This is a genomic window from Demequina gelatinilytica, from assembly GCF_000971115.1.
GTDB classification, from domain to species: domain Bacteria; phylum Actinomycetota; class Actinomycetes; order Actinomycetales; family Demequinaceae; genus Demequina; species Demequina gelatinilytica.
On sequence record NZ_BBLV01000002.1, the window covers coordinates 89,556 to 112,939 of the forward strand.

General features: G+C 71.1%; 25 protein-coding genes and 1 tRNA gene. 7 read left to right on the forward strand and 19 right to left on the reverse strand.

Annotated elements, in window-relative coordinates:
* Window positions 1–49: 49 nt before the first annotated feature.
* Both AOM00_RS01765 and AOM00_RS01770 read right to left on the reverse strand, forming a co-directional pair.
* Entirely contained in the window at window positions 50–655 is a 606-nt protein-coding gene (locus AOM00_RS01765; protein ID WP_062516163.1) for a LytR C-terminal domain-containing protein, read from the reverse strand.
* Between the two features lie 22 nt (window positions 656–677).
* Window positions 678–974, reverse strand: a complete 297-nt coding sequence (locus AOM00_RS01770) for a DUF3263 domain-containing protein (RefSeq protein WP_062516164.1) — start codon at window positions 972–974, stop codon at window positions 678–680.
* 84 nt (window positions 975–1,058) lie between these two features.
* Here AOM00_RS01770 and AOM00_RS01775 point away from each other — a divergent pair, with 84 nt between their 5' ends.
* Complete coding sequence (locus tag AOM00_RS01775; RefSeq protein ID WP_062516165.1) at window positions 1,059–1,727, forward strand: uracil-DNA glycosylase; 669 nt, start codon at window positions 1,059–1,061, stop codon at window positions 1,725–1,727.
* Between the two features lie 22 nt (window positions 1,728–1,749).
* Here the strand turns inward: AOM00_RS01775 and AOM00_RS01780 are convergent.
* From AOM00_RS01780 to AOM00_RS01795, 4 genes are all read right to left on the reverse strand, one after another.
* Window positions 1,750–1,825, reverse strand: a tRNA-Thr gene (locus AOM00_RS01780).
* 93 nt (window positions 1,826–1,918) lie between these two features.
* Entirely contained in the window at window positions 1,919–2,746 is an 828-nt protein-coding gene (locus AOM00_RS01785; RefSeq protein WP_062516166.1) for a DsbA family protein, read from the reverse strand.
* A 54-nt stretch (window positions 2,747–2,800) separates the two neighbouring features.
* Entirely contained in the window at window positions 2,801–3,310 is a 510-nt protein-coding gene (locus tag AOM00_RS01790; protein ID WP_082096418.1) for a MauE/DoxX family redox-associated membrane protein, read from the reverse strand.
* 106 nt (window positions 3,311–3,416) lie between these two features.
* Window positions 3,417–5,009 carry a serine/threonine-protein kinase gene (locus tag AOM00_RS01795; protein ID WP_062516167.1) on the reverse strand — a complete coding sequence of 531 codons (1,593 nt, stop codon included), beginning with the start codon at window positions 5,007–5,009 and terminating at the stop codon, window positions 3,417–3,419.
* Window positions 5,010–5,199: 190 nt separating this feature from the next.
* Here AOM00_RS01795 and AOM00_RS01800 point away from each other — a divergent pair, with 190 nt between their 5' ends.
* Together AOM00_RS01800 and AOM00_RS01805 are read left to right on the forward strand one after the other, a co-directional pair.
* Window positions 5,200–6,363 carry an ABC transporter ATP-binding protein gene (locus AOM00_RS01800; RefSeq protein ID WP_062516168.1) on the forward strand — a complete coding sequence of 388 codons (1,164 nt, stop codon included), beginning with the start codon at window positions 5,200–5,202 and terminating at the stop codon, window positions 6,361–6,363.
* A 134-nt stretch (window positions 6,364–6,497) separates the two neighbouring features.
* Window positions 6,498–7,970 carry a DUF4032 domain-containing protein gene (locus tag AOM00_RS01805; protein ID WP_082096420.1) on the forward strand — a complete coding sequence of 491 codons (1,473 nt, stop codon included), beginning with the start codon at window positions 6,498–6,500 and terminating at the stop codon, window positions 7,968–7,970.
* A gap of 39 nt (window positions 7,971–8,009) precedes the next feature.
* Here the strand turns inward: AOM00_RS01805 and rlmB are convergent, their stop codons facing one another.
* The 5 genes from rlmB to AOM00_RS01830 are packed head-to-tail and all read right to left on the reverse strand — an operon-like array spanning window position 8,010 to window position 12,129.
* Window positions 8,010–8,975, reverse strand: coding sequence for a 23S rRNA (guanosine(2251)-2'-O)-methyltransferase RlmB (gene rlmB, locus AOM00_RS01810; protein WP_062516169.1), 966 nt, complete (start codon window positions 8,973–8,975; stop codon window positions 8,010–8,012).
* A 47-nt stretch (window positions 8,976–9,022) separates the two neighbouring features.
* Window positions 9,023–10,447, reverse strand: a complete 1,425-nt coding sequence (gene cysS, locus AOM00_RS01815) for a cysteine--tRNA ligase (RefSeq protein WP_062516170.1) — start codon at window positions 10,445–10,447, stop codon at window positions 9,023–9,025.
* 46 nt (window positions 10,448–10,493) lie between these two features.
* On the reverse strand, window positions 10,494–10,970 hold the full coding sequence (ispF, locus tag AOM00_RS01820; RefSeq protein WP_062516171.1) for a 2-C-methyl-D-erythritol 2,4-cyclodiphosphate synthase: 477 nt from the start codon (window positions 10,968–10,970) through the stop codon (window positions 10,494–10,496).
* Window positions 10,967–11,650 carry an IspD/TarI family cytidylyltransferase gene (locus tag AOM00_RS01825; protein WP_062516172.1) on the reverse strand — a complete coding sequence of 228 codons (684 nt, stop codon included), beginning with the start codon at window positions 11,648–11,650 and terminating at the stop codon, window positions 10,967–10,969. The genes ispF and AOM00_RS01825 overlap by 4 nt, the downstream gene beginning before the upstream one ends.
* Window positions 11,647–12,129: a CarD family transcriptional regulator gene (locus AOM00_RS01830; protein WP_042213676.1), complete on the reverse strand. Its 483-nt coding sequence runs from the start codon at window positions 12,127–12,129 to the stop codon at window positions 11,647–11,649. Before AOM00_RS01830 ends, AOM00_RS01825 begins: the two co-directional genes overlap by 4 nt.
* Before the next feature lie 208 nt (window positions 12,130–12,337).
* Here AOM00_RS01830 and AOM00_RS01835 point away from each other — a divergent pair, with 208 nt between their 5' ends.
* Window positions 12,338–12,799: a hypothetical protein gene (locus AOM00_RS01835; protein WP_062516173.1), complete on the forward strand. Its 462-nt coding sequence runs from the start codon at window positions 12,338–12,340 to the stop codon at window positions 12,797–12,799.
* A 129-nt stretch (window positions 12,800–12,928) separates the two neighbouring features.
* On the opposite strand, the gene pstB is transcribed toward AOM00_RS01835, so the two are convergent.
* The 6 genes from pstB to AOM00_RS01865 all read right to left on the reverse strand — a co-directional run bounded on the left by pstB (window position 12,929) and on the right by AOM00_RS01865 (window position 19,136).
* Window positions 12,929–13,708 (reverse strand): phosphate ABC transporter ATP-binding protein PstB, encoded by a 780-nt coding sequence (gene pstB / locus AOM00_RS01840; RefSeq protein WP_062304650.1) that lies wholly within the window; start codon window positions 13,706–13,708, stop codon window positions 12,929–12,931.
* Between the two features lie 18 nt (window positions 13,709–13,726).
* Window positions 13,727–14,683: a phosphate ABC transporter permease PstA gene (gene pstA, locus AOM00_RS01845; protein WP_062304647.1), complete on the reverse strand. Its 957-nt coding sequence runs from the start codon at window positions 14,681–14,683 to the stop codon at window positions 13,727–13,729.
* Window positions 14,683–15,681: a phosphate ABC transporter permease subunit PstC gene (gene pstC, locus AOM00_RS01850; protein ID WP_062516174.1), complete on the reverse strand. Its 999-nt coding sequence runs from the start codon at window positions 15,679–15,681 to the stop codon at window positions 14,683–14,685. Before pstC ends, pstA begins: the two co-directional genes overlap by 1 nt.
* A 97-nt stretch (window positions 15,682–15,778) precedes the next feature.
* A complete protein-coding gene (gene pstS, locus AOM00_RS01855) occupies window positions 15,779–16,924 on the reverse strand; it encodes a phosphate ABC transporter substrate-binding protein PstS (RefSeq protein WP_228373374.1) in 1,146 nt (381 codons plus the stop codon).
* Window positions 16,925–17,331: 407 nt separating this feature from the next.
* Window positions 17,332–18,027 carry a response regulator transcription factor gene (locus AOM00_RS01860; RefSeq protein ID WP_062304639.1) on the reverse strand — a complete coding sequence of 232 codons (696 nt, stop codon included), beginning with the start codon at window positions 18,025–18,027 and terminating at the stop codon, window positions 17,332–17,334.
* Entirely contained in the window at window positions 18,027–19,136 is a 1,110-nt protein-coding gene (locus tag AOM00_RS01865; RefSeq protein WP_062516176.1) for a sensor histidine kinase, read from the reverse strand. The genes AOM00_RS01860 and AOM00_RS01865 overlap by 1 nt, the downstream gene beginning before the upstream one ends.
* Before the next feature lie 139 nt (window positions 19,137–19,275).
* Between AOM00_RS01865 and phoU the strand changes: the two genes are divergently transcribed.
* Window positions 19,276–19,935, forward strand: coding sequence for a phosphate signaling complex protein PhoU (gene phoU / locus AOM00_RS01870; RefSeq protein ID WP_062516177.1), 660 nt, complete (start codon window positions 19,276–19,278; stop codon window positions 19,933–19,935).
* 77 nt (window positions 19,936–20,012) lie between these two features.
* On the opposite strand, the gene AOM00_RS01875 is transcribed toward phoU, so the two are convergent.
* Window positions 20,013–20,906, reverse strand: a complete 894-nt coding sequence (locus tag AOM00_RS01875; protein ID WP_156158977.1) for a DUF3592 domain-containing protein — start codon at window positions 20,904–20,906, stop codon at window positions 20,013–20,015.
* Window positions 20,907–21,007: 101 nt separating this feature from the next.
* The gene (locus AOM00_RS01880) at window positions 21,008–21,754 is read right to left on the reverse strand and encodes a phosphoglyceromutase (RefSeq protein WP_062516179.1); all 747 of its coding nucleotides are present in this window, start codon (window positions 21,752–21,754) and stop codon (window positions 21,008–21,010) included.
* A gap of 230 nt (window positions 21,755–21,984) precedes the next feature.
* Here AOM00_RS01880 and AOM00_RS01885 point away from each other — a divergent pair, with 230 nt between their 5' ends.
* Window positions 21,985–22,317, forward strand: a complete 333-nt coding sequence (locus AOM00_RS01885) for an ArsR/SmtB family transcription factor (RefSeq protein ID WP_082096421.1) — start codon at window positions 21,985–21,987, stop codon at window positions 22,315–22,317.
* Window positions 22,317–23,372: a permease gene (locus tag AOM00_RS01890; RefSeq protein WP_062516180.1), complete on the forward strand. Its 1,056-nt coding sequence runs from the start codon at window positions 22,317–22,319 to the stop codon at window positions 23,370–23,372. The genes AOM00_RS01885 and AOM00_RS01890 overlap by 1 nt, the downstream gene beginning before the upstream one ends.
* Window positions 23,373–23,384 lie beyond the last annotated feature (12 nt).

The window sequence follows — 23,384 nt, forward strand, 5'->3', positions numbered from 1 at the left end:
TGCCCCCGCAGGGACGATGCGCGGAGAAGCCCAGGCGGCGGACCTCGCGCTACGGCGAGGAGACCAGCTGGACCTCGATGTCGACTTCGGTGGTCGGCTCGCCCTGCTCGACGGTGTCGATGCCCAGCGTCGACGCGACCTCCGCGGCGGTGTCCGCCATCGCCTCGTCCGCGTAGACCACGCGGTTGGCCGTCGGGATCTCGCCCGAGAGGTTGTCCGCGGAGGGCGTCGCGAAGCCCGCCTCCTCGAGAAGCGTGGCCTGCGAGCCCGCGAGCCCGGTGATGCCCGAGCCGTTGAGGACGGCGATCGAGGCGTCGTAGTCGATGACCGGCTCCGGCTCGGCGGTCTCCGACGGCTCCTCGGACGGGGTCTCGGAGGGCTCCTCGGATGCGGTCTCGGTGGGCTCCGCAGACGGCTCCGTGGTCGCCTCGGTGGTGACCTCTGCGGTGGGCGACTCGCTCACGGTCGAGGACGGCGTGACGCCGGTGTTCCAGAACAGCTGCGCGACCACGAAGGCCAGCAGGCCCGCCACGACGAAGACGACGAGCGGCACGATCGCCACGCTCCACCACGGGCGGGGAGCACGGTGCACGCCCACAGGGCCGCCGCTCTGGGCGATCTGGTCGAACTCGTCGGGTTCTTGCGCGGTCGTCACGCGGACACCCTACCGTTCACCTTCACGCGCGCGCGGGACCCGCCGCGCGTCCACGCACGCGCGAGTCGCGCATGCGCCGCAGCCGCTGGACCAGGACAGGGTCGTGGGCGAGCGCCGCCGGCGAGTCGATCACCGTGTTGAGCACCTGGTAGTACTGCGTCGCGCTGAGGCCCAGGCTCTCGCGCACCGCGTCCTCCTTGGCGCCCGCGTAGCGCCACCAGCGGCGCTCGAGGTCGAGGACCTGGACGGCGCGCTCGTCGAGCTCCGGCGGCGGCGCAGGGTGCTGCGCCGGGGCGGCGGCGTCGTTCGTCGGGTCCATGATCGCCTCCAGGGTAGGCGCGGCGGCGGGCGCTCCCGTACAGGCGCGCGCGGCGCATCGCCCGCCGTCGCTAGGGTGAGCGGCATGCGTGAGGCGTGGATGGGTCCCGTGGCCCCGGACTGGGCCCGTGCGCTCGCCCCGGCCGCGCAGACGCTGGAGCGGCTCGACTCCGCCCTCGCGGGCGAGGCCTACCTGCCCGCGCCCGAGGCGGTGATGCGCACCTTCGGGCTGCCCCTCGCCGACGTGCGCGTCCTCCTGTTGGGCCAGGACCCCTACCCGACTCCGGGTGACCCCGTCGGCCTCTCCTTCTCCGTCCCTCCCGGCCATCCCCTGCCCCGCTCGCTGCGCAACATCGCGCGTGAGCTGCGCGACGACACGGGCGAGGAGCTCGCGAGCGGCGACCTGTCCGCGTGGCACGCGCAGGGGGTGATGCTGCTCAACAGGGTGCTCACCGTGAGCCCCGGCGCCGCCGGGTCCCACCAGGGCCTCGGGTGGGAGGAGGTCACGGAGCTCGCGATCCGCACGCTCGCGGCGCGCGGAGGCCCGCTGGTCGCCGTCCTGTGGGGGCGGCAGGCGCAGGCGCTCGCGCCGATGCTCGGCGATGTGCCGTGCGTCGAGAGCGCACATCCGAGCCCGCTGAGCGCGTCGCGGGGATTCTTCGGCTCGCGGCCGTTCTCGCGGGTCAACCGCCTGCTGGAGGAGCAGGGCGCCGCGCCGATCGTCTGGGGCACGGGCACGCCGGCGCTCTTCTGACCGCCCCGGGACGGGGTGGGGATGGAGCTGGCAGCGGGACTCGAACCCGCAACCTTCGCTTTACAAGAGCGCTGCGCTACCGATTGCGCCATGCCAGCCGGGGCGCCCAGGATACCGGCCCCGAAAGCGCGAGCGCCGCACCGCACCACCGGCATGGACCGGCGGGACGATGCGGCGCTCGAGCGGGAAGGTCAGCCCAGGCTCTCGATGTACGCCCGGAGCTCGCCCGCGGTGAAGTAGTCCACGACCGGGGCGTCGTCGTTGCCCTGCTCGTTGAGGATGACGCCGTCGGCGAAGTCGCCGGTGGCGGACACCCGCACGGTCGGCGTGCCGCGCATGCCGTCGACGGAGGCCTGCTCGGTCGCGGCGGTCGCCCACTTCTTCATGCCGTCGTCGGCGAGGCTCGCCGCGACCTCCTCGGGCACGCCCGCGTCGATCGCGATCTGCTCGATCTGCGCGTCGCTCAGACCCTCGGAGTTCTCCTCGGGCTGGTTCGCGAACATCGCCGCGGTGAAGTCGAGGTAGGCCTCGGGTGCGAGGTGCGCCACCACGCCGGCGGCGCCGGCCGAGCGGGTCGAGTAGTCGGTGCCGGACGAGTAGCGGTCGAGGATCGAGATCGGGTGGTAGTAGACCTGGATCTCGCCGGCCTCACGCATCGCGTCCAGCTCCTCGGCGTTGGTCTGCTCGAAGACGTTGCAGATGGGGCACATGAAGTCGAGGTAGACGTCGACGCGGGGCACGTCGGTGGCGAGGTCCTCGCCCACCACGCCGGTGGTGCCCACCGGGATGCCGCCCGTCGCGTCGGCGGCCGCCGGCGCCGTGGCGCCCTCGGTGCCGAGGGGCTCGACCTTGCCCTGGTTGATGATGAAGAAGATCAGGCCGCCGAAGATCGCGAGGCCGACGATCGAGCCCGCCACGATCATGAGCATCGTCCGACGCTCCTGCGCGCGCACCTGCGCCTGTGCCTGCGCCTTGGCCGCGGCGCGCGCGTCGTTGGCCTTGCTGTTCTTGCTCGACATCGATCTCTCCAGGGTTCTGTCGTCGGTTGTCACAACAACTTTAGCTGCAGGCCGTCAGGCGGCCTTCATCCAGCCGTCGAGCGAGAAGCGGCTGCGCGGCCAGATCACCAGGTACGTGCCCAGCGCGACGAAGATCGCACGCTCGAGCATGTGCACCGGGTAGTTGGTGGTGCCCTCCGCGACCTCGCCGCCGCCGCCGAAGCAGCCGCAGTCGATGCTCAGCCCGTGGGCCCACGCCCAGATGACGCCCGTGACGAAGGCCGCCATCATGAGCAGCCACACGATCGACGCGACGCGCGTGAAGAGGCCGGCGAGCAGGAACACCGCGAGCAGCAGCTCGAAGAAGGGAAGCATGGTGCCGACCAGCGGGACGAGCGCCTCCGGAAGGATCTCGTAGGCACGCACCGCGATGATCGACTGCGGGATGTCCGTCATCTTGGGGATCGCGGCCGCGATGAGGATGATCGCCATCGACAGGCGCACCAGCGTGCTCAGCCAGGGCTGGATGGCGGCCCAACGTCCCGTCTCCGTCGACTCGTCGGTCTGCACCGCATCGGCGTTCATCGCACGTTCTCCCTCGCTCGTCGCACTGCGCGCCACGGTACCGCCGTGCGCCTGGGTGCTCGCACGCCCAACGTCCCACCCCTCGGGACCGTTCCCATCGCCCGTCTCACAGCGCGGGCGCCTGCGGCAACGGCCACCACCAGTCGCCGGCACCGGCGACGAGCGCGATCGCCGCGACCAGGATCGCGGTCGCCGCGATGAGCACCCACGCCGCCGCGAGCCCCCCGGTGGGCGAGACGGCCGCCGCGAGCCGATGCGCGCCGGCGCGCGTGGTGGCCATGAGCGGCCCGAAGGCCATCACCAGCACGGCCGCCAGCCCCGCGAGGGCAAGCGTCGCGGAGTACAGGTGCGGGTCGCTCTGCGCGTCGGCCGACGCCCCGACCACGTCGAGCTGCCCAAGCGCCCACCAGGACCCCAGCTGGACGGCCACAGCGACCGCGGCGGCCGTGAGCGCGGCCGGGATGGTCTCGACCGCGGCGCGCAGCACGTGCCACGGCAGCCCGATGGTCTGGACCACGGTGTCCGTGGTCCGACGGTGGCCGCGCCGCGCCTGCGCGGCCTCGATCGCGAGCTCGCGGCGCTGCACCGTCCTCGCGACGACTGCGACGCCGACCAGCACCAGGTACGTGAGCAGAGGCGCAAGCGGCGCCGCCGCCACGACCACCAGGCCCGCGAGCACCAGCAACGTGCGTCGACGCGGCGGCGGAAGCTCCTCGTGCGGCTCGACCGGCTCACCGTGCTCGTCCACCACGTCGTCCCACGACCGGGGCTCCGCATCGTCCTCCCACTGCGGCTGGGCGGTGGTGACGGGGAGGTCCTCCCCGCTCGGGAGGACGGTGGTCGCCTCGGGGTCCGCGCCCTCGCCGAGGTACCCGACGGGCGCCACCGCGGTCGCGGGGATGGCCGGCATCACCTCGGTGGCGCCGCTGAGCGCCGCGACCACGTCGCGCATGCCGGGTCTCGCGTCGACGTCACGACCGAGCGCGGCACGGAGCGCCGTCGCGCCTGCCACGTCCGGCAGGTTCGCCTCGGCCTCGAGCGTCCGGCTGATCGCACCGGTCCCCGCGCCGAACGGCGCCCTGCCCGTCATCGCGTACGCGACGGTCGCGGCCCACGACCATCGGTCGGCCTGGGCACCCGGCTCGGCGCCGTCGATCACCTCGGGCGCGACGTAGCCCGGCGTGCCGCTCACCAGGCCCTCGCGCGTGAGGCGTGCATCGTCCGTCCGATGCGCGAGCCCGAAGTCGATGAGCACCGGCCCGTCCGGCCCCATCATGATGTTCGACGGCGTCACGTCGCGGTGCACCACCCCGGCCGCATGGACCGCCTCGAGCGCGGACGCCGTCCGCTCGGCGAAGGCCGCGAGCGCATGCCCGGCCAGGGGGCCGTGCTCCTGGATGTCGTCGAACAGGGTCTTGCCGGGCACCAGCTCGAACACCACGAAGGTCTCGTCGTCGTCGAGCTCGGCGTCCAGGATCTGAGGGACTGCGGGATGCCGGAGCGACTGGAGCGCCCGCACCTCGCGCGCGAGCCGCGCGGCGGCGACGTGGTCCTCGCGGGCATCGACCAGCTTGAGAGCCGCCTCCGCGCCGCCCTCGTCGACCACGCGGTAGACGGAACCCGAGCCGCCCGTACCCAGGCGCCCGACCACGCGGTACCCGCCGACGACGTCGCCCACCTCGCGCTGCAGCCCTGCCATGGACCCAACCTACCGGCGCATCGTGCCTCCTCAGCAGGGTCGGGACCACGGGCGTGTGCCGGGTCCTGCACAGGCTGTGTCATGATGGGCGGGCCGGGAGGAGCCCGGCAGTGTCACTGTGGACACCACAACGGCATTTCTTCACTACGGATCGTCCGGCACGTACCTGCCGGTGAAGGGAAACATGGCCATGGCCACCGTTACTTATGACAAGGCGTCGAGGATCTACCCCGGCACCGAGCGCCCCGCCGTCGACTCGCTCGACCTCGAGATCTCCGATGGCGAGTTCCTCGTCCTCGTCGGCCCCTCCGGTTGCGGAAAGTCGACCTCGCTGCGCATGCTCGCCGGCCTCGAGGACGTCGACAAGGGTGCGATCTTCGTGGGCGACCGCGACGTCACCCACGTGCAGCCCAAGGACCGCGACATCGCGATGGTGTTCCAGTCCTACGCGCTCTACCCGCACATGACCGTCGCGGACAACATGGGCTTCGCGCTCAAGATCGCCAAGGTCGACAAGGCCACGATCCGCGAGCGCGTCGAGGCCGCCGCGAAGATCCTGGACCTCACCGAGTACCTGGACCGCAAGCCGAAGGCCCTCTCGGGTGGTCAGCGTCAGCGCGTCGCCATGGGCCGTGCGATCGTCCGCCAGCCGCAGGTGTTCCTCATGGACGAGCCGCTGTCGAACCTCGACGCCAAGCTCCGTGTCCAGACCCGTACCCAGATCGCCGCCCTGCAGCGTCGCCTGGGCACCACCACCGTCTACGTGACGCACGACCAGGTCGAGGCCCTCACCATGGGTGACCGCATCGCGGTCCTCAAGGACGGCGTCCTCCAGCAGGTCGGCACGCCGCGCGAGATGTACGACACCCCGCAGAACGTGTTCGTCGCCGGCTTCATCGGCTCGCCCGCCATGAACCTCTCGACGTTCCGCGTCGAGGACGGCTACGCGCTCATCGGCGACTCGAAGATCCAGCTGCGTCGCGACACCGTCGCGAACATGACCGAGGCCGATGGCGGCGACGTCATCCTCGGCTTCCGTCCGGAGTCGCTCGACCGCGTCGCGCCGAACACGCCCGGCGCGTTCCCCGTCGAGGTCAACGTGGTCGAGGAGCTCGGCTCCGACGCCTTCGTGTACGGCACCCTCCCGACCCCGCTGGCCACCGCCTCGAAGAACGTCGTGGGCGGCGGCGGCGACGGCATCGTCCGCGTCGACCCGCGCGACGTCCCCGCCAAGGGCGACACCATCTGGGTGACCATCCGCGAGGGCGAGCAGCACGTCTTCTCGTCCGCCACGCAGCAGCGCATCTCGACGCACGTCGTCAAGACCGACGCGTCGCGCACGCTCGCGGGCTGAGGCTCAGCGCTTCACCGAAGGGGCGGTCCCGGCGATGCCGGGGCCGCCCCTTCTGCGTGCTCCGGGCACGATGCGCTCTGCGCCGGCCGCCCGAGCGGAGCGGGGTCCCGGCCCGCGCTCGCTACGCTGGAGCCATGCCGCACATCACCGGGGCCGCCGATCCTGGGCTCATGGAGCTGCCCTGGGACATCCCGCTGTCCGCCTGGCCCGAGGACGTCATCGCCGCTCTCCCCCGAGGACTGTCCCGCCATGTGGTGCGCTTCGTGCGCCACGGCGGCAACGTCCTCGCCGTCAAGGAGACCAACCGCGAGATCGCGTACCGCGAGTTCCAGATGCTGCGCGAGCTCGAGCGCCTCGAGGCCCCGTGCGTGCATGCCGTCGCCGTGGTGACGCAGCGGCGCACGCCCATGGGTGACGAGCTCTCCGCCGCGCTAGTCACCGAGCACCTCGCGTTCTCGCTGCCGTACCGCGCGCTGTTCTCGACCGCGCTGCGCAAGGGCACCCTCAACCGCCTCATCGACGCGCTGTCCGTGCTGCTGGTGCGGCTGCACCTCACGGGCTTCTACTGGGGCGACGTGTCGCTGTCGAACGCGCTGTTCCGCCGTGACGCCTCGGAGTTCTCGGCGTACCTGGTCGACGCTGAGACGGGCGACCTTCACGACGCCCTGACGGACGGGCAGCGGTCCTACGACCTCGAGATCGCCACCACCAACATCATCGGCGAGATCCTGGACCTGCAGGCCAACGAGGACCTCGACGAGGGGATCGACCCCTTCAAGATCGGGGAGCGGCTCGAGTCCAAGTACAGCAAGCTGTGGGCCGCGCTGACCGCGACCGAGACGTTCGACGCGAACATCCCGCTGCGCGTCGCGGAGCGCGTGCGCGCGCTCAACGAGATGGGCTTCGACGTGGGCGAGCTCGACATGCTGTCGACCCCCGACGGCCAGGGCCTGCGCATCCGTCCCAAGGTGGTGGATGCGGGCTTCCACTCGCGTCGCCTCATGCGCCTCACGGGTCTCGACGTCCAGGAGAACCAGGCGCGTCGCCTGCTCAATGACCTCGACGAGTTCCGCCTGGTCCACCCCGAGATCGGGGAGGACGAGGCCTTCGGCGCGCACGCATGGCTCACCAGCATCTTCGAGCCCACCGTCCGTGCCGTGCCGCGCGAGCTGCGCGGCAAGCTCGAGCCAGCGCAGGTGTTCCACGAGGTCCTCGACCACCGGTGGTACCTCGCGGAGTCCGCGGGCGAGGACGTGCCCATGCCCGTCGCGACCGCCTCCTACGTGAAGAACGTGCTGCCGCTGCGTCCCGACGAGCGCGCCGTGCTGGGCAGGTCGCTCGCGGAGATGACGGCGGAGCTGCCCGCCCTCACCGACGAGGTCGGCACCGAGTTCGAGGCGCGCGACCCCTTCGAGAACGACAACACGTATGCGTGGGGCGAGGTCCCCGTGCCCGAGACGAGCGAGCCGCCGCAGGTGCGTCGCCAGTCGACCCGCGTCCCTGCGCCCGAGCGGTCGCCGCTCACGGGTCAGATCGCCGCGCAGGCGCAGGGGCGCGTCGACGCTTCCGGCGACGAGGACGACGCGTCGGAGGAGTCCGGCTTCTAGGGACGATGCAGGGCTCGCGCCCGGCATCGTCCCTGTGCGTCAGGCGCGCGCAACCGCCTTGGACGCCTCGTAGAGCGCGATCGAGGCGGCCACCGAGGCGTTGAGGCTCTCGGTGCTCGCCGCGATCGGGATGGACGCCACCTGGTCGCAGGCCTCGCGCACCAGGCGGGACAGGCCCTCGCCCTCGGCGCCGACTACGATGACGAGCGGGCCGTCGAGCAGGTTGGACTCGTGCAGCTGCACGTCGCCGTCCCCGGCGAGGCCCAGCACGAACAGGCCGGCCTTCTTGTACTCCTCGATCGCGCGCACCATGTTGACCGCACGCGCGACGGGCAGGCGCGAGGCGGCACCGGCCGAGACCTTCCACGCGGCGACGGTCATGCCGGCCGCGCGACGCTCGGGGATGAGGGCGCCGGTCGCGCCGAAGGCGGCCGCCGAGCGGACGATCGCGCCCAGGTTGCGCGGGTCCTGGATCCCGTCGAGCGCGATGATGCGCACGGGCGCGGGCGCCTCGAGGAGGTCCTGCGGCTCCGCGTACTGGTACGGCGGGACCTCGAGAGCGACGCCCTGATGAGGCGAGCCGCCCGCAAGCGTGTCGAGGGTGGCCTTGGTGACCTCGCGCACCGTCACGCCCTGCTCGACGGCGAGCGACACGATCTCGGTGACGCGGTCGTCGGCGTCGATGCGGTTGAAGATGCTGAGCATGTGGGCGGTCATGCCCTCACGCAGCGCCTCGAGCACGCTGTTGCGGCCCACCACCAGCTCGAGCGAACCCGAGGTGCGGTCGCGCGGCGTCGCCTTCACGGCCTTCTGAGGCCGCTTCGCAGCCTCCTTCTCGGCGCGCTGCTTCGCCTTGTACGCCTTGTGGTTGGGCCTGTCCTCGGCCCGCGGCGTGGGGCCCTTGCCCTCGAGCGCCTTGCGACCGTGGCCGCCGGTGCCGACCTGCGCGCCCTTCTTGGATCCTGCATTACGGGTCGCGCCGCGGCGCTTCGAGTTACCAGCCATGGCTACAAGGGTAATCGGCGCGGCGTGCCCCGGCCGTCCGCGAGCGGTCAGCCCTCGGAGGCGAGGGACCAGCGCGCGCCGTCCGCCGCGTCCGCGATGACGATGCCCGCACCGGCCAGGCGGTCGCGGATCGCGTCGGCGGTGCCCCAGTCCTTCGCGGCCCGCGCGGCCGCACGGGCCGCGATGTCCGCCTGGACCAGGAAGTCGAGCGCGCTCATCGCGGCGTCCGAGGCGCCGGCCTTCTCCGCCGCCCACTCGGGAGCGGCAGGGTCGAGGCCCAGCACCCCGAGCATCGCGCGCGCAGACATGAGCGCGGCGGCCACCGCGGCATCGTCCCCCGCCGTGAGGGCCGCGTTGCCGGCGCGGACCGTCTCATGGATCACCGCGAGCGCACGCGACACCGCGAGGTCGTCGTCCATGGCCTCCACGAACGCGTCGGGGAGCGCGGCGGCCGCGACATCCTCGAGCGACGGAGCTCCCACCTTCTCCGAGGCGCGCGCCACGAAGCCCTGGAAGCGCGCCCACTGGGCCGAAGCCTCGTCGAGGGTCGACGGCGTGTACTCGAGCATGGAGCGGTAGTGCACCGCGGCCAGCGCGAGGCGCAGCGCCGCGGGCTCGTGGGCCGCGAGCACCTCGGAGACCAGGAGGCCGTTGCCCAGCGACTTCGACATCTTGGCGCCGGACTGCGTCACCCACGCGGAGTGCATCCACAGCCGCGCGAAGCCGTAGCCCGCGGCCCGGGACTGGGCCTGCTCGTTCTCGTGGTGCGGGAAGCGCAGGTCGAGCCCGCCGCCGTGGATGTCGAACTCGTCGCCCAGGTAGCGCTGCGACATGGCGGAGCACTCGATGTGCCAGCCCGGGCGGCCCGGGCCCCACGGCGAGTCCCATGAGGCCGTCGTGGGCTCATCGTCCTTGCGGGCCTTCCACAGCGCGAAGTCGTGCGGGTCGCGCTTGTCCTCCGACGGCGAGTCCGTCGCGGGGCTGAGGGCGTCGAGCGCCTGGCGCGTCAGCGCTCCGTACTCGGCGAACGAGCGGACGTCGAAGTACACCGAGCCCTCGTGCGCGTACGCGTGACCGTTCTCGACGAGCCGCGCGATGAGCGCGACGATCTCCGGGATGTGCCCGGTGGCGCGCGGCTCCGCCGCCGGAGGCTTGACCCCGACCGCGGCGTAGGCGGCCTGGAACTCGCGCTCGTGGCGCAGCGCCCACGCCCACCAGTCGTCCCCCGCCTCGGCGGCCTTCACCAGGGTCTTGTCGTCGATGTCGGTGACGTTGCGCACCAGCGTCACCTGGTAGCCGGACCGCTCGAGCCATCGCTGCAGGACGTCGAACGCGACGGCCGCGCGCAGGTGACCGACGTGGGGCGAGCCCTGCACCGTGGGACCGCACAGGTAGATGCCGACCCTGCCCGGGGTGAGGGGCGCGAAGTCGCGCTCGTCGCGGGTGGCGGTGTCGTACAGGCGGAGGGTCACGCGCCCAGGCTACCGGGCGTGACGTCCCCCGCCCCTCTCAGCCGGCTCAGGCCGCGACGATGAGCGCGGTGGCGATCGCGGCGATGCCCTCGCCACGCCCCGTGAGCCCGAGCCCGTCGGTGGTGGTCCCGGCCACCGTGACCGGCGCCCCGGCAGCGGCGGTCAACGCAGCCTCCGCCTCGGCGCGCCGCGGGGCGAGCTTGGGCCGGTTGCCGATCACCTGCACCGCGATGTTGCCGACCTCGAAGCCGGCCGCGCGGACCAGGCGCGCGCTCTCGGCGAGCAGCGCCGTGCCGGCGGCCCCGGCCCACTCGGGACGCGAGGTGCCGAAGTTCGCACCCAGGTCTCCGAGCCCGGCGGCGGACAGCAGCGCGTCGCAGGCCGCATGGGCCGCGACGTCCGCATCCGAATGCCCCTCGAGGCCCGGCTCGCCGGGCCACTCGAGGCCGGCGACCATGAGCGGACGGTCGCCGCCGAACGCATGCACGTCGACACCGATGCCGGTACGGGGCAGCGTGGTCATCGGGCCTCCTCGAGCGCGGACAGCGCCGCGATGTGCTCGGCGAGCGCGAGATCGCCCGCGTGCGTCACCTTGACGCCCCACACATGCCCCGGGGTCGCGACCACGCGGTAGCCCAGCGCTCGCGCGAGCGTCGCGTCGTCGGTCGCGCCGTCGCCTCCGCGCGCGTGCGCGTCGAGGAGCACGGAGGCTCGGAACCCCTGCGGGGTCTGGACGATGCGGAAGGCGTCCCGGTCGACCGGCTCGCCGAGCGCGCCGTCAGGGGCGGGCGCCGTCACGAGCGTGTCGATCACGGGGACCACGGGGATCGCACCGTCCGCGCCCGCCTCGATCGCGGCGATGACGGCCCTCATGGCCTCCGTGGTCTGGAAGGCGCGCGCGGCATCGTGGACCAGCACCACGTCCCGCGACGCGAGGCCCAGCGCGGCGAGGCCCAGGTTGACGGACTCCTGGCGCGTGCCCGCACCCGGGACGATGCGTACGTCGAGGCCGTCGAGCGCGCGCGCGAAGTCGTCCAGATGGGTGGGCGGCGCGGTCACCACCACCCGGGTGGCGACGCGCGAGATGCGGCGCACGGCATGCGCGACGAGCGGCTCGCCCGCCACGACGACGAGCGCCTTGGGAAGGTCGGAACCCAGCCGGGTCCCGTAGCCGGCGGCCGTGACGACGGCCGCGACGGTCACGAGGCGAGGACCTCGTCGAGCCGTGCCTCGGCGGCGCCCTCGTCGCACTTCTCGGCGAGCGCGAGCTCGCTCACGAGGATCTGGCGCGCCTTGTGGAGCATGCGCTTCTCGCCGGCGGACAGGCCCTTGTCGGTGTCGCGGCGGGACAGGTCGCGGACCACCTCGGCCACGCGGATGACGTCGCCGGAGGCGAGCTTCTCGACGTTGGCCTTGTAGCGGCGCGACCAGTTGGTCGGCTCCTCGATGTAGGGCTCGCGCAGCACGCCGAACACCTTCTCGAGACCCGCCTGGTCGACGACGTCGCGGACACCCACCAGATCGACGTTCTCCGCCGGCACCTCGATGGTCAGGTCACCCTGCGCTACCTTGAGCTTGAGGTAGGTCTTCTCCTCGCCGCGGATGATGCGCTTCTTGATGTCCTGGATCTGGGCCGCCCCATGGTGGGGGTAGACGACGGTCTCGCCAACGACGAAGTTCATGGTGGAGTAATCCCCTTCTCGACGGAACTCCATTCTACCAGTTCGCAAAACCGCAATAACAGGCGCATCGTGCCTGGCAGTGGGCACTTGGTCCCTGTCGGCCGGAAATCGCGTCGCGCTAGGCTCCGCCCGCATCCGGGCACGGTGGCCGCACGGCACGCGGAGCCACTATCCTTCCAGTGACATCACCCCGGAAAGGTTCCCCGCCGTGAAGATCCCCGCACGCGCCCTCCCGCTCGCCGCGCTCGCGCTCGTCGCAGCCGGCTGCAGCACCGTCAACCCCATCACGACCCAGATGGCGTACGACGCGTCGGACGGCGTCAGCGTCGAGCTCGGCGACGTCACGGGCCTCAACCTGCTGGTCATCACCGAGGCGGAGGGTTCCGCCGCGGTCCTCACCGGATCGTTCAAGAACTCGGGCGCCGAGGACGCGACGGTCGCCGCGAGCCTCGACGGCGGAAGCATCGTCAGCATCGAGATCCCTGCGGGCGCGACGGTGCGCCTCGGCGGGGACGAGGGCGAGACGCACGTCGCCGGCACGTCCACCGCGGCGCCCGGCCTCCTCCAGGAGGTGCTGTTCCAGACCGAGACGGCCGGACAGATCTCCGAGGACGTCCCCGTCCTCGACGGCACGCTCCCGGAGTACGCGCCGGAGCTCGACAGCCTCTGACCCGGCGGCTCCGCCACGCAGCTGAACCACCGCATCGTTCCTTAACAGGCGTGATGCGAAGCAAGAAGGGCCGATGCGCGACGCATCGGCCCTTCTTGCGTGGCGGAGCCGCTGGGGCTCGCCGGCGGATCAGCCGAAGCGCCCCGAGATGTAGTCCTCGGTCGCCTTCTCCGACGGCGTGGAGAACATGGTCGGGGTGTCGTTCATCTCGATGAGCTTGCCCGGCTTGCCGGTGCCCGCGATGTTGAAGAACGCCGTGCGGTCGGAGACGCGCGCCGCCTGCTGCATGTTGTGGGTGACGATCACGATGGTGTACTCGTCCTTGAGCTCCTGCATGAGGTCCTCGATCGCGAGCGTCGAGATCGGGTCGAGCGCGGAGCACGGCTCGTCCATGAGGAGCACGTCCGGCTTGATCGCGATCGCGCGCGCGATGCACAGACGCTGCTGCTGGCCGCCGGAGAGCGAGGAGCCCGGCTTGTCGAGGCGGTCCTTGACCTCCTCCCAGAGGTTCGCGCCGCGCAGCGAGGACTCGACCAGGTCGTCGGCGTCGGAGCGCGAGATGCGCTTGCTGTTGAGCTTGACGCCCGCGAGCACGTTCTCCGCGATCGACATGGTGGGGAACGGGTTGGGGCGCTGGAAGACCATGCCGACGTGGCGACGCACCGTCACCGGGTCGACGTTGTCGCCGTAGAGGTTGACGCCGTCGATGAGCACCTCACCCTCGACGCGGGCCCCGGGGATGACCTCGTGCATGCGGTTGAGGGTGCGGAGGAACGTCGACTTGCCGCAGCCCGAGGGGCCGATGAACGCCGTCACGGACTTCGGCTCGATGGCGAGGGACACGTCCTCGACGGCCAGGAAGCTCGAGTAGTAGACGTTCAGGTTGTTGACGTCGATGCGCTTGGACACGGATGCTCCGGTTCTGGCTCAGCGGCCGGTCTTGGGGGAGAAGTAGCGGGCGATGAGTCGCGCGATGAGGTTCAGCGCCATCACGATGAGGATGAGCACCAGGGCCGCGCCCCAGGCCCGGTACTGCGTGATCTCACCGATGCAGGTGTCGGTGGCGCACGGCAGCACACCCTTCTCGTACTCCGAGATGATGTACACCGGCAGCGACATCATGCGGCCGTCGAAGAGGTTCCAGTTGAGGGAGTCCGCGACGCCCACCGCGACCAGCAGCGGGGCGGTCTCGCCGATGACGCGCGCGATCGCGAGGGTCACGCCGGTGGTGATGCCCGCGATCGCGGTGCGCACCACCACCTTCATGACGGTGAGCCACTTGGGCACGCCCAGCGCGTAGGACGCCTCGCGCAGCTCGTTGGGGACCAGGCGCAGCATCTCCTCAGAGGAGCGCACGACGACCGGGATCATGAGCACGGACAGCGCGACGGCGCCGACGATGCCCAGCTTGGTCCCGGGCCCCATGATGATCGCGAAGAGCGAGTAGGCGAATAGGCCGGCGACGATGGACGGGATGCCCGTCATGACGTCGACGAAGAAGGTGATGGACCGCTTGAGCCAACCCGAGCCGTACTCGACCAGGTAGATGGCGGTGAGCAGACCCACCGGCACGGAGATCACGGTGGCGGCGAGCGTCATCATGACCGTGCCGACCACGGCGTGCATGATGCCGCCGTACGGGGCCTCGGCGCCGTAGATGCCGCGCATCGTCTGGTTGAGGAACTCGAGGTTGAAGCCCGAGTCGAGGCCGTTCGCGTCCGAGATCATGAAGCGGTCGAGACCGTTGACCACCACGGTCACCGCGAGCCAGATCAGCGGGATCACCGCGACGGCGAAGGCCGCGTAGATGACCACGGTCATCATGGCGTTCTTCATCCGGCGCGAGCGCGACAGCGCGCCCAGGGGCATGGTCGACGTCGCCATCAGTTGGCTCCCGAGAATTCGCTGCGGCGCGACACGATCCAGCGCGCGAGCATGTTGACGAGCAGGGTGATGAGGAACAGCGCGAGGCCCATCGCGATGAGCGAGCTCACACCCGTGGCGTTGGCCTCGGGGAACTGCAGCGCGATGTACGCGGCGATGGTGTTGTGCTGGTTCGGCTGGAGCACCAGCAGCGAGTAGGTGAGCCCGGGGCCGATGATCATGAGCACCGCCATGGTCTCGCCGAGCGCACGGCCCAGGCCGAGCATCGTGGCGCCGACCATGCCCGAGCGGCCGAACGGGAAGACGGCCATGCGGATCATCTCCCAGCGCGTCGCGCCCATCGCGAGCGCGGCCTCCTCGTGGAGCTTGGGCGTCTGGAGGAACACCTCGCGCGAGACGGCGGAGATGATCGGGATGATCATGATCGCGAGCACGATGCCCGCGGACATGGCTACGCGGCCCGTGAAGATCTCGCCGGACTCCGGCGGCGCGAAGAGCGGGATCCAGCCGAGGTAGTCCGCGAGGAACTGGTAGAAGGGCTGGAGGAACGGCACGAGCACCGCGACGCCCCACAGGCCGTAGACCACGGACGGCACGGCCGCGAGCAGGTCGATGAGGTACCCGAGCCCCTGCGCGAGCCTGCGCGGGGCGAAGTGCGAGATGAAGAGCGCGATGCCGATCGACACCGGCGTCGCGAGCAGCAGCGCGATGAGCGAGATCAGCAGCGTCCCGTAGACCAGGAAGCCGACGATCTCGATGAGGCTCTGCCCCTGGTCCGGCTTGATGAAGGAGACGACCTTGCCGAGCTCCTCCGCGCCCATCGTCATGGCGGGCCAGGCCTCCACCAGGAGGAAGGTCGCGACCGCGGCGAGCGTGATGAGGATGAGCGAGCCGGCGGCGGTCGACAGCCGCTTGAAGAAGCTGTTGGCGAAGGCGCCGGGATGGGTCCCGTAGTCGCTCGGCGGAGCAGCCTCAGGCTGCGTCTCGGTGGTGGTCACGCTCTGTACTCCCTCGGATCTGCGCCCATCGTAATGGGCGAGGTGGTGGGCCCACCCGTCAAGGGCAGGCCCACCACCGTCAGGTCAGGCGTCGGTCTCAGCCGGCCGCGATCTCGTCGAGGATCGACTCGACGTGAGCGGAGAGGTCGGCCGGGAGCGGCGCGGAGCCGGCGGCCTCGGCGGCGACGGCCTGGCCCTCCTCCGAGGCGACGTACTTCTCGAAGGCGGTGACCAGCGCACGCTCGGTCTCGTCGTCGTACTGCGAGCAGACGATGTGGTAGCTCACCAGCGTCAGCGGGTAGGCCGAGGAGTCGGTGGTGGTGCGGTCGATCGCGTACGCGAGGTCGTTCTCACCGTTGGCCTCGTCCGAGAGCGGCGACGCGGCGATGATGTTCGCGGCGGCCTCGGCCGAGTAGGGCACGTACTCCTCGCCCACCTTGAGGGCGACGGTGCCGAGCGAGCCCGCACGCGAGGCGTCGGCGTAGCCGATCGCGCCCGGCGTCGCGGTGACGCCCTCGACCAGGGCCGAGGTGCCGTCGTAGCCGACCTTCTGCGTGGCGGCGGAGTCGAACTCCTTGGTCGCCTCGTAGGGCCACGCGCCGTCCGACGCCTGCTCGAGGTAGTCGGTGAAGTTGTCCGAGGTGCCCGACGAGTCCGAGCGGTGCGCGACGGTGATGGTCGTGTCGGGGAGCTCGACGCCCTCGTTCTGCGACGCGATCGCCTCGTCGTTCCACTTGGTGATCTTGCCGTCGAAGATCTGCGCGATGGTCGCGGCGTCCATGTTGAGCGACGTGATGCCGTCGAGGTTGAAGATCACGGCGACGGGCGAGATGTACATCGGCAGGTGGTACGCGCCACCGTCGCCGTCGCAGCGCTCGACGGCCGCGGCGTACTCCTCCGAGTCGAGCAGGCCGTCCGAGCCCGCGAAGGGCACCGCGGCGGCGAGGAACTGCTCGATGCCGCCGCCCGAGCCGACCGGGTCGTAGCCGACGGTCACATCGGGGTTGGCCTCCTGGAACTTCGCGCGCCAGGCGTCCATCGCGGACTCCTGCGAGGAGGCGCCGGCACCCTGGAGGTTGCCGGAGATCGCCATCGCGCCGTCGGTCGACTCGGCGGTCGTGCCGGCGGTGGACTCGTCGCTCGAGCCGCCCGCGGGAGCCTCGTTGGTGGGCGAGCACGCGGCGAGCGTGAACGACAGGGCGGCAGCGGTCAGCACCGCACCGGAACGGATCACAAGCTTCACTTCGAGTTTCCTCACGTTCATGGTTCCCCGGCTCGATGCCGGATGACCTTCACGTTAGGGACGCGAGGTAACGGGTCACGGGGCGGATTCTGAACTCGGGGTGAACATCCGATGAACGCCCCGGCAGCGTTATCGAAACGTGACGATGATGCCCGGCCGAGCGCCGCATCGTGCCCCTGCCGCCCCGCCCACGCGCCACCAGCCACCGACCACCGGCCACCAACCACCAGCCACCGGCCACCGGCCACCAGCCACCGCCGAAGTGGTACCTGGTGGTCGGTCCTGGGAGATCTCCGCGCCGCAGTGGTGCCTGGTGGTCGCCCCGGCGGTCGGGGCGGCAACCAGGCACCACTGCGAGCCCGCGATCCGCGAGATGCGACAAGGACCCACCACTTCCGGTGGGCCGCTCACGCCTCGAAGCTGTACCCGACCCCACGCACGGTCTGGATGAGCGTCGGCTCCGACGGGTCCGCCTCGACGCGGCTGCGGATGCGCTTGATGTGCACGTCGAGCGTCTTGGTGTCGCCGAAGTAGTCGGAGCCCCAGACGCGGTCGATGATGACCTGGCGCGGGAGCACGCGGCCCGCGTTCTGCGCGAGCAGGTGCAGGAGCGCGAACTCCTTGGGCGGCAGCGACTGGGTCTGGCCGTCGCGCGTGAGCTGGAGGCGCTCGGGATCAAGGGTGATCCCCGCGATGGTGAGGCGCTCGGGCTCGTCGGCGATGTCCCCGGCGCCCGCGGCGTAGCGGCGCAGCACCGCGCGGATGCGCGCGACCAGCTCGCGGCCCGAGTACGGCTTGGTGACGTAGTCGTCGGCGCCCAGCTCGAGCCCGATGATGCGGTCCACCTGGTCGTCCTTGGCTGTCACCATGATCACCGGCACGTCGGAGCGCTCGCGCACCGCCTTGAAGACCTCGGGGCCCGACATGCCAGGAAGCATGAGGTCGAGCAGGATGAGGTCCGCACCGTCGCGGATGAAGGCGTCGAGGCCGGCGGTCCCGGTCGCGGCGAGCGCGACGGAGAAGCCCTCGCGCTCGAGCAGGAACTGGAGGGAGTCGCGATACGACTCCTCGTCCTCGACCACGAGGATCCGTGCCTCGGTCATCATGCCTCCCGGTGAACTGCGAGCTTGAGGGTGAAGGTGGAGCCCACCCCGGGCTCGGACCACAGGGCCACCGAGCCGGAGTGCTGAAGTGCGATGTGCTTGACGATGCTCAGGCCCAGGCCCGTGCCGCCCGTCTCGCGCGAGCGGGCCGGGTCGGCGCGGTAGAAGCGCTCGAAGATGCGCTCCTGGTCCCCGACGTCGATCCCGATGCCCTTGTCGATGACGGCGACCGAGGCGACCCCGTCGCGCGCGGCCACCGAGACGACCACCTCGGTGCCCTCGTCGGAGTAGGCGACCGCGTTGTCGATGAGGTTGCGCAGCGCCATCACCAGGAGGTCGCGGTCGCCCAGGACCGTAGGGCGTTCGCGGACATCCATGACGAGCCGCATGTCCTTCGCCTCGGCGCCCAGGCGCGCACCCTCGATGGCCTCGTGCACCACGCCCTCGAGGTGGAGCTCCTCGTGCTCGACCACCGAGCCGCCGCCCTGGAGGCGGGAGATCTCGATGATCTCCTGGATCAGCTTGGTGAGCCGGCGCGACTCCTTGCGCATCTTCTTGGCGAACTTGCGCACCAGCTGAGGGTCGTCCGCGCCCTCCTCGATGGTCTCCGCGAGCAGGCTCAGCGCGCCCACCGGGGTCTTGAGCTCGTGGGAGACGTTGACCGCGAACTCGCGACGCGACTGCTCGGCGGCACGGGACTCGGTGTTGTCGTTGACCACCGCGAGGCACAGCTCGTCGTCCAGAGGCGTCACGCGCACGTGGACGAAGCGCGGGTTGGTGAGGACGCCGCGATGGACCGCGACCTCGTCCTCGAGCGGCATCTCGCGCCGCCACGCCTCCTCCGCAAGGTCCGCGAGGTCGGAGTTCAGCGCGCCGTCCGGGCGCGCGACGCCCAGCGCAGCAGCGGTGCTGTTGCTGTACGCGCTCCGCCTGTCGCGGCGGATGACCACGGTGCCGGACTGCAGCGCGCTCATGAGCTGCCTGGTGCGATGCGGCACGAGGGTCGCGGCGATCGCCTGGTTGCGCTGGCGCAGCAGGAACGTGACGGACACGATCGAGGCGCCGACGGCGGCGCCGACGATCGCGGCGATCCACACCTCCGGGCTCATGGCGACACAGTATCCATGCGCCCCAGCGTTCACCCAATGTTCACGGTTGGCACCGATTGTTCACCGAGGTCGTCAGGGGGTTTGCCCAAGGTGCCTGGCAGTGATGCCAGACTGAGGGGGCACAGCAAGAAGGAGAGCCATGCGGACCCTGTTCAATGCCGAGATGTCGGAGCTCGCGGACGACCTGATCGCGATGGCGCGTCACGTCGAGGGCGCCATCACCGATGCCTCGACCGCCATCCTGTCCAGCGACGTGGAGCTCGCGCAGAGCGTGATCGCGAAGGACGCGAAGCTCGACGAGCTCGAGTCCCTGGTCGACGAGCGCTGCGTGCTGCTCATCGCCCAGCAGCAGCCGGTGGGGCTCGACCTGCGCACGATCATCTCGTCGCTGCGGATCTCCGCCTCGCTCGAGCGCATGGGCGACCTGGCCCAGCACATCGCCGAGGCGGCGCGCCGCGCCTACCCCGAGTCGGCGATCCCCGACTCTCACCGCGAGATCGTCACGGGCATGGCGCAGGCCGCCAAGGAGGCCGCCGCGGAGACGGTCCGCCTGCTCGAGACCCGCGACCTCAACGTCGCCGCCGCGATCGTGTCCGACGACGACAACCTCGACCAGCTGCACGCCCGCGCGTACAAGGCGATCGTGGACGGCGAGTACCAGGGCAGCCCGCGCGAGACGCTCGATCTCGCGCTCCTCGCCCGCTACTTCGAGCGCTTCGGCGACCACGCCGTGGGCGTCTCGCGTCGCATCGTCTACCTGGTGACCGGCGACCTGTCCGACACCGACGCCAAGATCTGACGCGGCCCGCACGCGCGGAAGGCCCCGACCGGACGGTCGGGGCCTTCCGCGTTCCCGGGGACGATGCGGGCCGCAGCTCAGCCCTGGAGGACGTCCCGGTTGAGCGCCCAGCCAGGCAGGCGCCCCGCCAGACCCAGCCCGGCGTAGGCGAGCGAAACCACGGCGACGATGCCCATGGTCCATACGAGCACGGCGTCGGACCCATCCCCGTCGGCGGGCCCGTAGTAGAAGGCGGGGTCGGCGGGGTCGTAGCGCACGGGGAAGGTGTCGCCGATCTCGCGGTCTCCAGCGGACCACTGTCCGATGACCTCTTGGCCGGCCTCGGTCTCGAACACGAACTCGATGTGATCACCGCCTCGTCCCGCCCACCAGCGATCGGTCACCGTGGCCTCGGCCGTGGGATCGTCGGCGTCGAGGTGAGCCATGGAGTCGATGCCGGCGGTCGCGATGGTGCCGCATAGCAAGGCGACGACGAGCCCGCAGGCCGCCGCCCCCTGCTGCGACGTCCACCAGGCGCGGAGCCCGCGTCGCTTCCCACCACGGCGCCGGTGGCGCCAGACCACGAAGGCGAGCGCGAGGACGGCGACCGTGATGGCAGCGAAGGCGACGGTGTCGGTCCCGAGGGTGCCGAGCGCGGCGTCTCGCACGTAGGAGGCGGGGTCCTCGGACGAGTAGCGGACGAGCACGGTGGACCCCGCCTCCGGCGTGCCCGCGACATCGATCGAGGACGTGGTCACAGCCCGGCCGTCCTGCGTCGTGAACTCGATCGTCGCCCAGGTCGCGCCCAGCAACGTCCCGGTCTCCAGGATCGTGGCCTCGGCGGTCGGAGCGTGATCGCGCAGGTGCAGGTCGAAGTCGACGAGGATGCCGGTCATGGTCGCTCCGGCGAGCGCGAGCACGGTCAGCAGGACGCTCCACGCCGGGTGACGAGGCACGCGCATGCGCGAGGGGCGCCCAGCATCGTCCGGCATGGACGCAGGCTAGCGTTCCGGACCGCGCACACCGCGCATCGTCCCAGGAAGCACGGAGGCCCCCGACCTGATGGTCGGGGGCCTCCGGCGACGCGGGTGCGTTACTTCTTCTTGCCCTGGTTGGCGACGGCCTGGATGGCGGCCGCGGCGGCCTCCGGGTCCAGGTAGGTGCCGCCCGGGTTGGTGGGCTTCAGGGTCTCCTCGTCGAGGTGGTAGACCAGCGGGATGCCCGTGGGGATGTTGACGCCCACGATCGCGTCGTCCGCGACGTCGTCGAGGTGCTTGACGATCGCGCGCAGCGAGTTGCCGTGCGCCGCGACCATGACGGTCTTGCCGGACTTGAGGTCCGGGACCACCTCGGACTCCCAGTACGGAAGCGCGCGCTCGAGGACGTCCTTGAGGCACTCCGTCTTGGGGATCGGCTCGCCGGCGTAGCGCGGGTCGCCCTCCTGCGTGTACGGGTTCTCGGCGCTGATCTCCGGCGGCGGCACGTCGTAGCTGCGGCGCCAGATCATGAACTTCTCCTCGCCGAACTGCTCGAGGGTCTCGGCCTTGTTCTTGCCCTGGAGGTCGCCGTAGTGACGCTCGTTGAGGCGCCAGTGACGCTTGACGGGGATCCAGTGGCGGTCCGCGGCGTCGAGCGCGAGGTTCGCGGTCATGATCGCGCGGCGCAGCAGCGAGGTGTGCAGCACGTCGGGGAGGATGCCCTCCTCCTTGAGGAGCTCGCCGCCGCGCTTGGCCTCGCCCCAGCCCTTGTCGTTGAGCGGGACGTCGACCCAGCCCGTGAACAGGTTCTTCTCGTTCCACTCGCTCTCGCCGTGGCGGAGCAGGATCAGTGTGTAGGTCATGCGGTCAGCCTAGTAGGCACCGCCCGGGCCGCGCTGGCCCAAGGTCCCAGCGCCCGCCCATCCCGACAGTCGCAACGGAGTTCGCCTGGACGATGCGGCGTGTCGCCCAATTCCGGGCCCGACACGCCGCGCGATCGGGACCGACTCCGTTGGGAGTGTCGGAAGCGGGTGCGAGGGCACCGGGACCACGGTCCCGGACCTGGATACCCCCACGGGTACACACTTCAAATATGGCTCAATCGTCCACGGCCTCCCTCACCCTGCGGGCCGCACCCCCGCGCGACCCCCCAGCGGCCGTGGCGCTGCTCCAGGCCGCCGCGGACCCCGTCCGCTGGACCGTGCTCGCGCGCCTGGCCGACGGGCCCCGCTGCGTGTGCGACCTCCAGGAGCATGTCGACGTGTCGAGCACGCTGCTGAGCTACCACCTGCGGATCCTCCGCGACGCGGAGCTGGTCACCGCGACCCGCCGCGGCCGCTGGATCGACTATGCGCTGGCGCCCGACGCATCGTCCCGCCTCACCGAGGCGCTGCCCGCGCCCGCCCGCGACCTCGGGGGCGCGTGATGGCGGTGATGGAGCGCGTGCACCGCGCGACCCCGCTCGAGCGGTGGGCCGGGCTGGGCGCCGCGGCGCTGGGATGGTGGGCGCTGTACTCCGTCAACCTCCCGTTCTGGGACTGGCTCCTGCGCGACGTGGTGGGCCTCGACCTCGAGACCCGGCTGGGCTCCGGCATCCACTTCTTCCTCTACGACACCGTCAAGATCCTGCTGCTGCTCGCGGGGATCATCTTCCTCGTCACGGTGCTGCGCTCCTTCATGTCGGTCGAGCGCACGCGCGCAATCCTGGGCGGCAGGCGCGAGGGCGTGGGCAATGTGGCCGCCGCGGCGCTCGGGGTGGTCACCCCGTTCTGCTCGTGCTCGGCCGTGCCGGCGTTCATCGGCTTCGTGGCGGCCGGCGTCCCGGTGGGCGTCACCCTGAGCTTCCTCATCGCGAGCCCGCTGGTGAACGAGGTCGCGATCGCGCTGCTGCTCGGGCTGTTCGGCTGGGGTCCCACTCTCCTCTACATCGGGGCCGGGCTGACCATCGCGATCGTCGCCGGCTTCATCCTCGGCCGCATGCGACCCGAGCGCTGGATCGAGCCCTTCGTCTTCGAGACCACGCTGGGCGGCCAGGCGGTCGACCCCGGCTACGCGCTGACATGGAACGACCGCGTCCAGATGGGCCTCGAGGAGGTCCGGGACATCCTCAAGAAGATCTGGCCGTACCTGCTGGTGGGGATCGGCATCGGTGCGGCGATCCACGGCTGGGCGCCCGAGCAGTGGTTCGCGGACCACGCGGGCCCTGAGAACCTGCTCGCCGTCCCGCTCGCCGTGCTGCTGGGCGTGCCGCTGTACTCGAACGCCGCCGGCGTGCTCCCGATGGTCGAGGCGCTGTTCGACAAGGGTCTGCCCATGGGCACCCTGCTCGCCTTCATGATGGCGACGGTCGCGCTCAGCCTGCCCGAGATGATCCTGCTGCGCCGCGTGCTCAAGCCGCAGCTCATCGGGCTCTTCATCGCCGTCGTCACCGTCGGCATCGTCGCCGTCGGCTACCTCTTCAACGCCGTCCTCCCCGCCTGACACCACCCGAAA

Bases quoted from the DNA above. Each gene is read 5' to 3' on its own strand.
- AOM00_RS01770 (WP_062516164.1), bottom strand. From the start codon at position 974: ATGGACCCGACGAACGACGCCGCCGCCCCGGCGCAGCACCCTGCGCCG.
- AOM00_RS01775 (WP_062516165.1), top strand. From the start codon at position 1,059: ATGCGTGAGGCGTGGATGGGTCCCGTGGCCCCGGACTGGGCCCGTGCG.
- AOM00_RS01785 (WP_062516166.1), bottom strand. From the start codon at position 2,746: ATGTCGAGCAAGAACAGCAAGGCCAACGACGCGCGCGCCGCGGCCAAG.
- AOM00_RS01790 (WP_082096418.1), bottom strand. From the start codon at position 3,310: ATGAACGCCGATGCGGTGCAGACCGACGAGTCGACGGAGACGGGACGT.
- AOM00_RS01795 (WP_062516167.1), bottom strand. From the start codon at position 5,009: ATGGCAGGGCTGCAGCGCGAGGTGGGCGACGTCGTCGGCGGGTACCGC.
- AOM00_RS01800 (WP_062516168.1), top strand. From the start codon at position 5,200: ATGGCCACCGTTACTTATGACAAGGCGTCGAGGATCTACCCCGGCACC.
- AOM00_RS01805 (WP_082096420.1), top strand. From the start codon at position 6,498: ATGCCGCACATCACCGGGGCCGCCGATCCTGGGCTCATGGAGCTGCCC.
- rlmB (WP_062516169.1), bottom strand. From the start codon at position 8,975: ATGGCTGGTAACTCGAAGCGCCGCGGCGCGACCCGTAATGCAGGATCC.
- ispF (WP_062516171.1), bottom strand. From the start codon at position 10,970: ATGACCACGCTGCCCCGTACCGGCATCGGTGTCGACGTGCATGCGTTC.
- AOM00_RS01830 (WP_042213676.1), bottom strand. From the start codon at position 12,129: ATGAACTTCGTCGTTGGCGAGACCGTCGTCTACCCCCACCATGGGGCG.
- pstA (WP_062304647.1), bottom strand. From the start codon at position 14,683: ATGGCGACGTCGACCATGCCCCTGGGCGCGCTGTCGCGCTCGCGCCGG.
- AOM00_RS01860 (WP_062304639.1), bottom strand. From the start codon at position 18,027: ATGACCGAGGCACGGATCCTCGTGGTCGAGGACGAGGAGTCGTATCGC.
- AOM00_RS01865 (WP_062516176.1), bottom strand. From the start codon at position 19,136: ATGAGCCCGGAGGTGTGGATCGCCGCGATCGTCGGCGCCGCCGTCGGC.
- phoU (WP_062516177.1), top strand. From the start codon at position 19,276: ATGCGGACCCTGTTCAATGCCGAGATGTCGGAGCTCGCGGACGACCTG.
- AOM00_RS01875 (WP_156158977.1), bottom strand. From the start codon at position 20,906: ATGCCGGACGATGCTGGGCGCCCCTCGCGCATGCGCGTGCCTCGTCAC.
- AOM00_RS01880 (WP_062516179.1), bottom strand. From the start codon at position 21,754: ATGACCTACACACTGATCCTGCTCCGCCACGGCGAGAGCGAGTGGAAC.
- AOM00_RS01885 (WP_082096421.1), top strand. From the start codon at position 21,985: ATGGCTCAATCGTCCACGGCCTCCCTCACCCTGCGGGCCGCACCCCCG.
- AOM00_RS01890 (WP_062516180.1), top strand. From the start codon at position 22,317: ATGGCGGTGATGGAGCGCGTGCACCGCGCGACCCCGCTCGAGCGGTGG.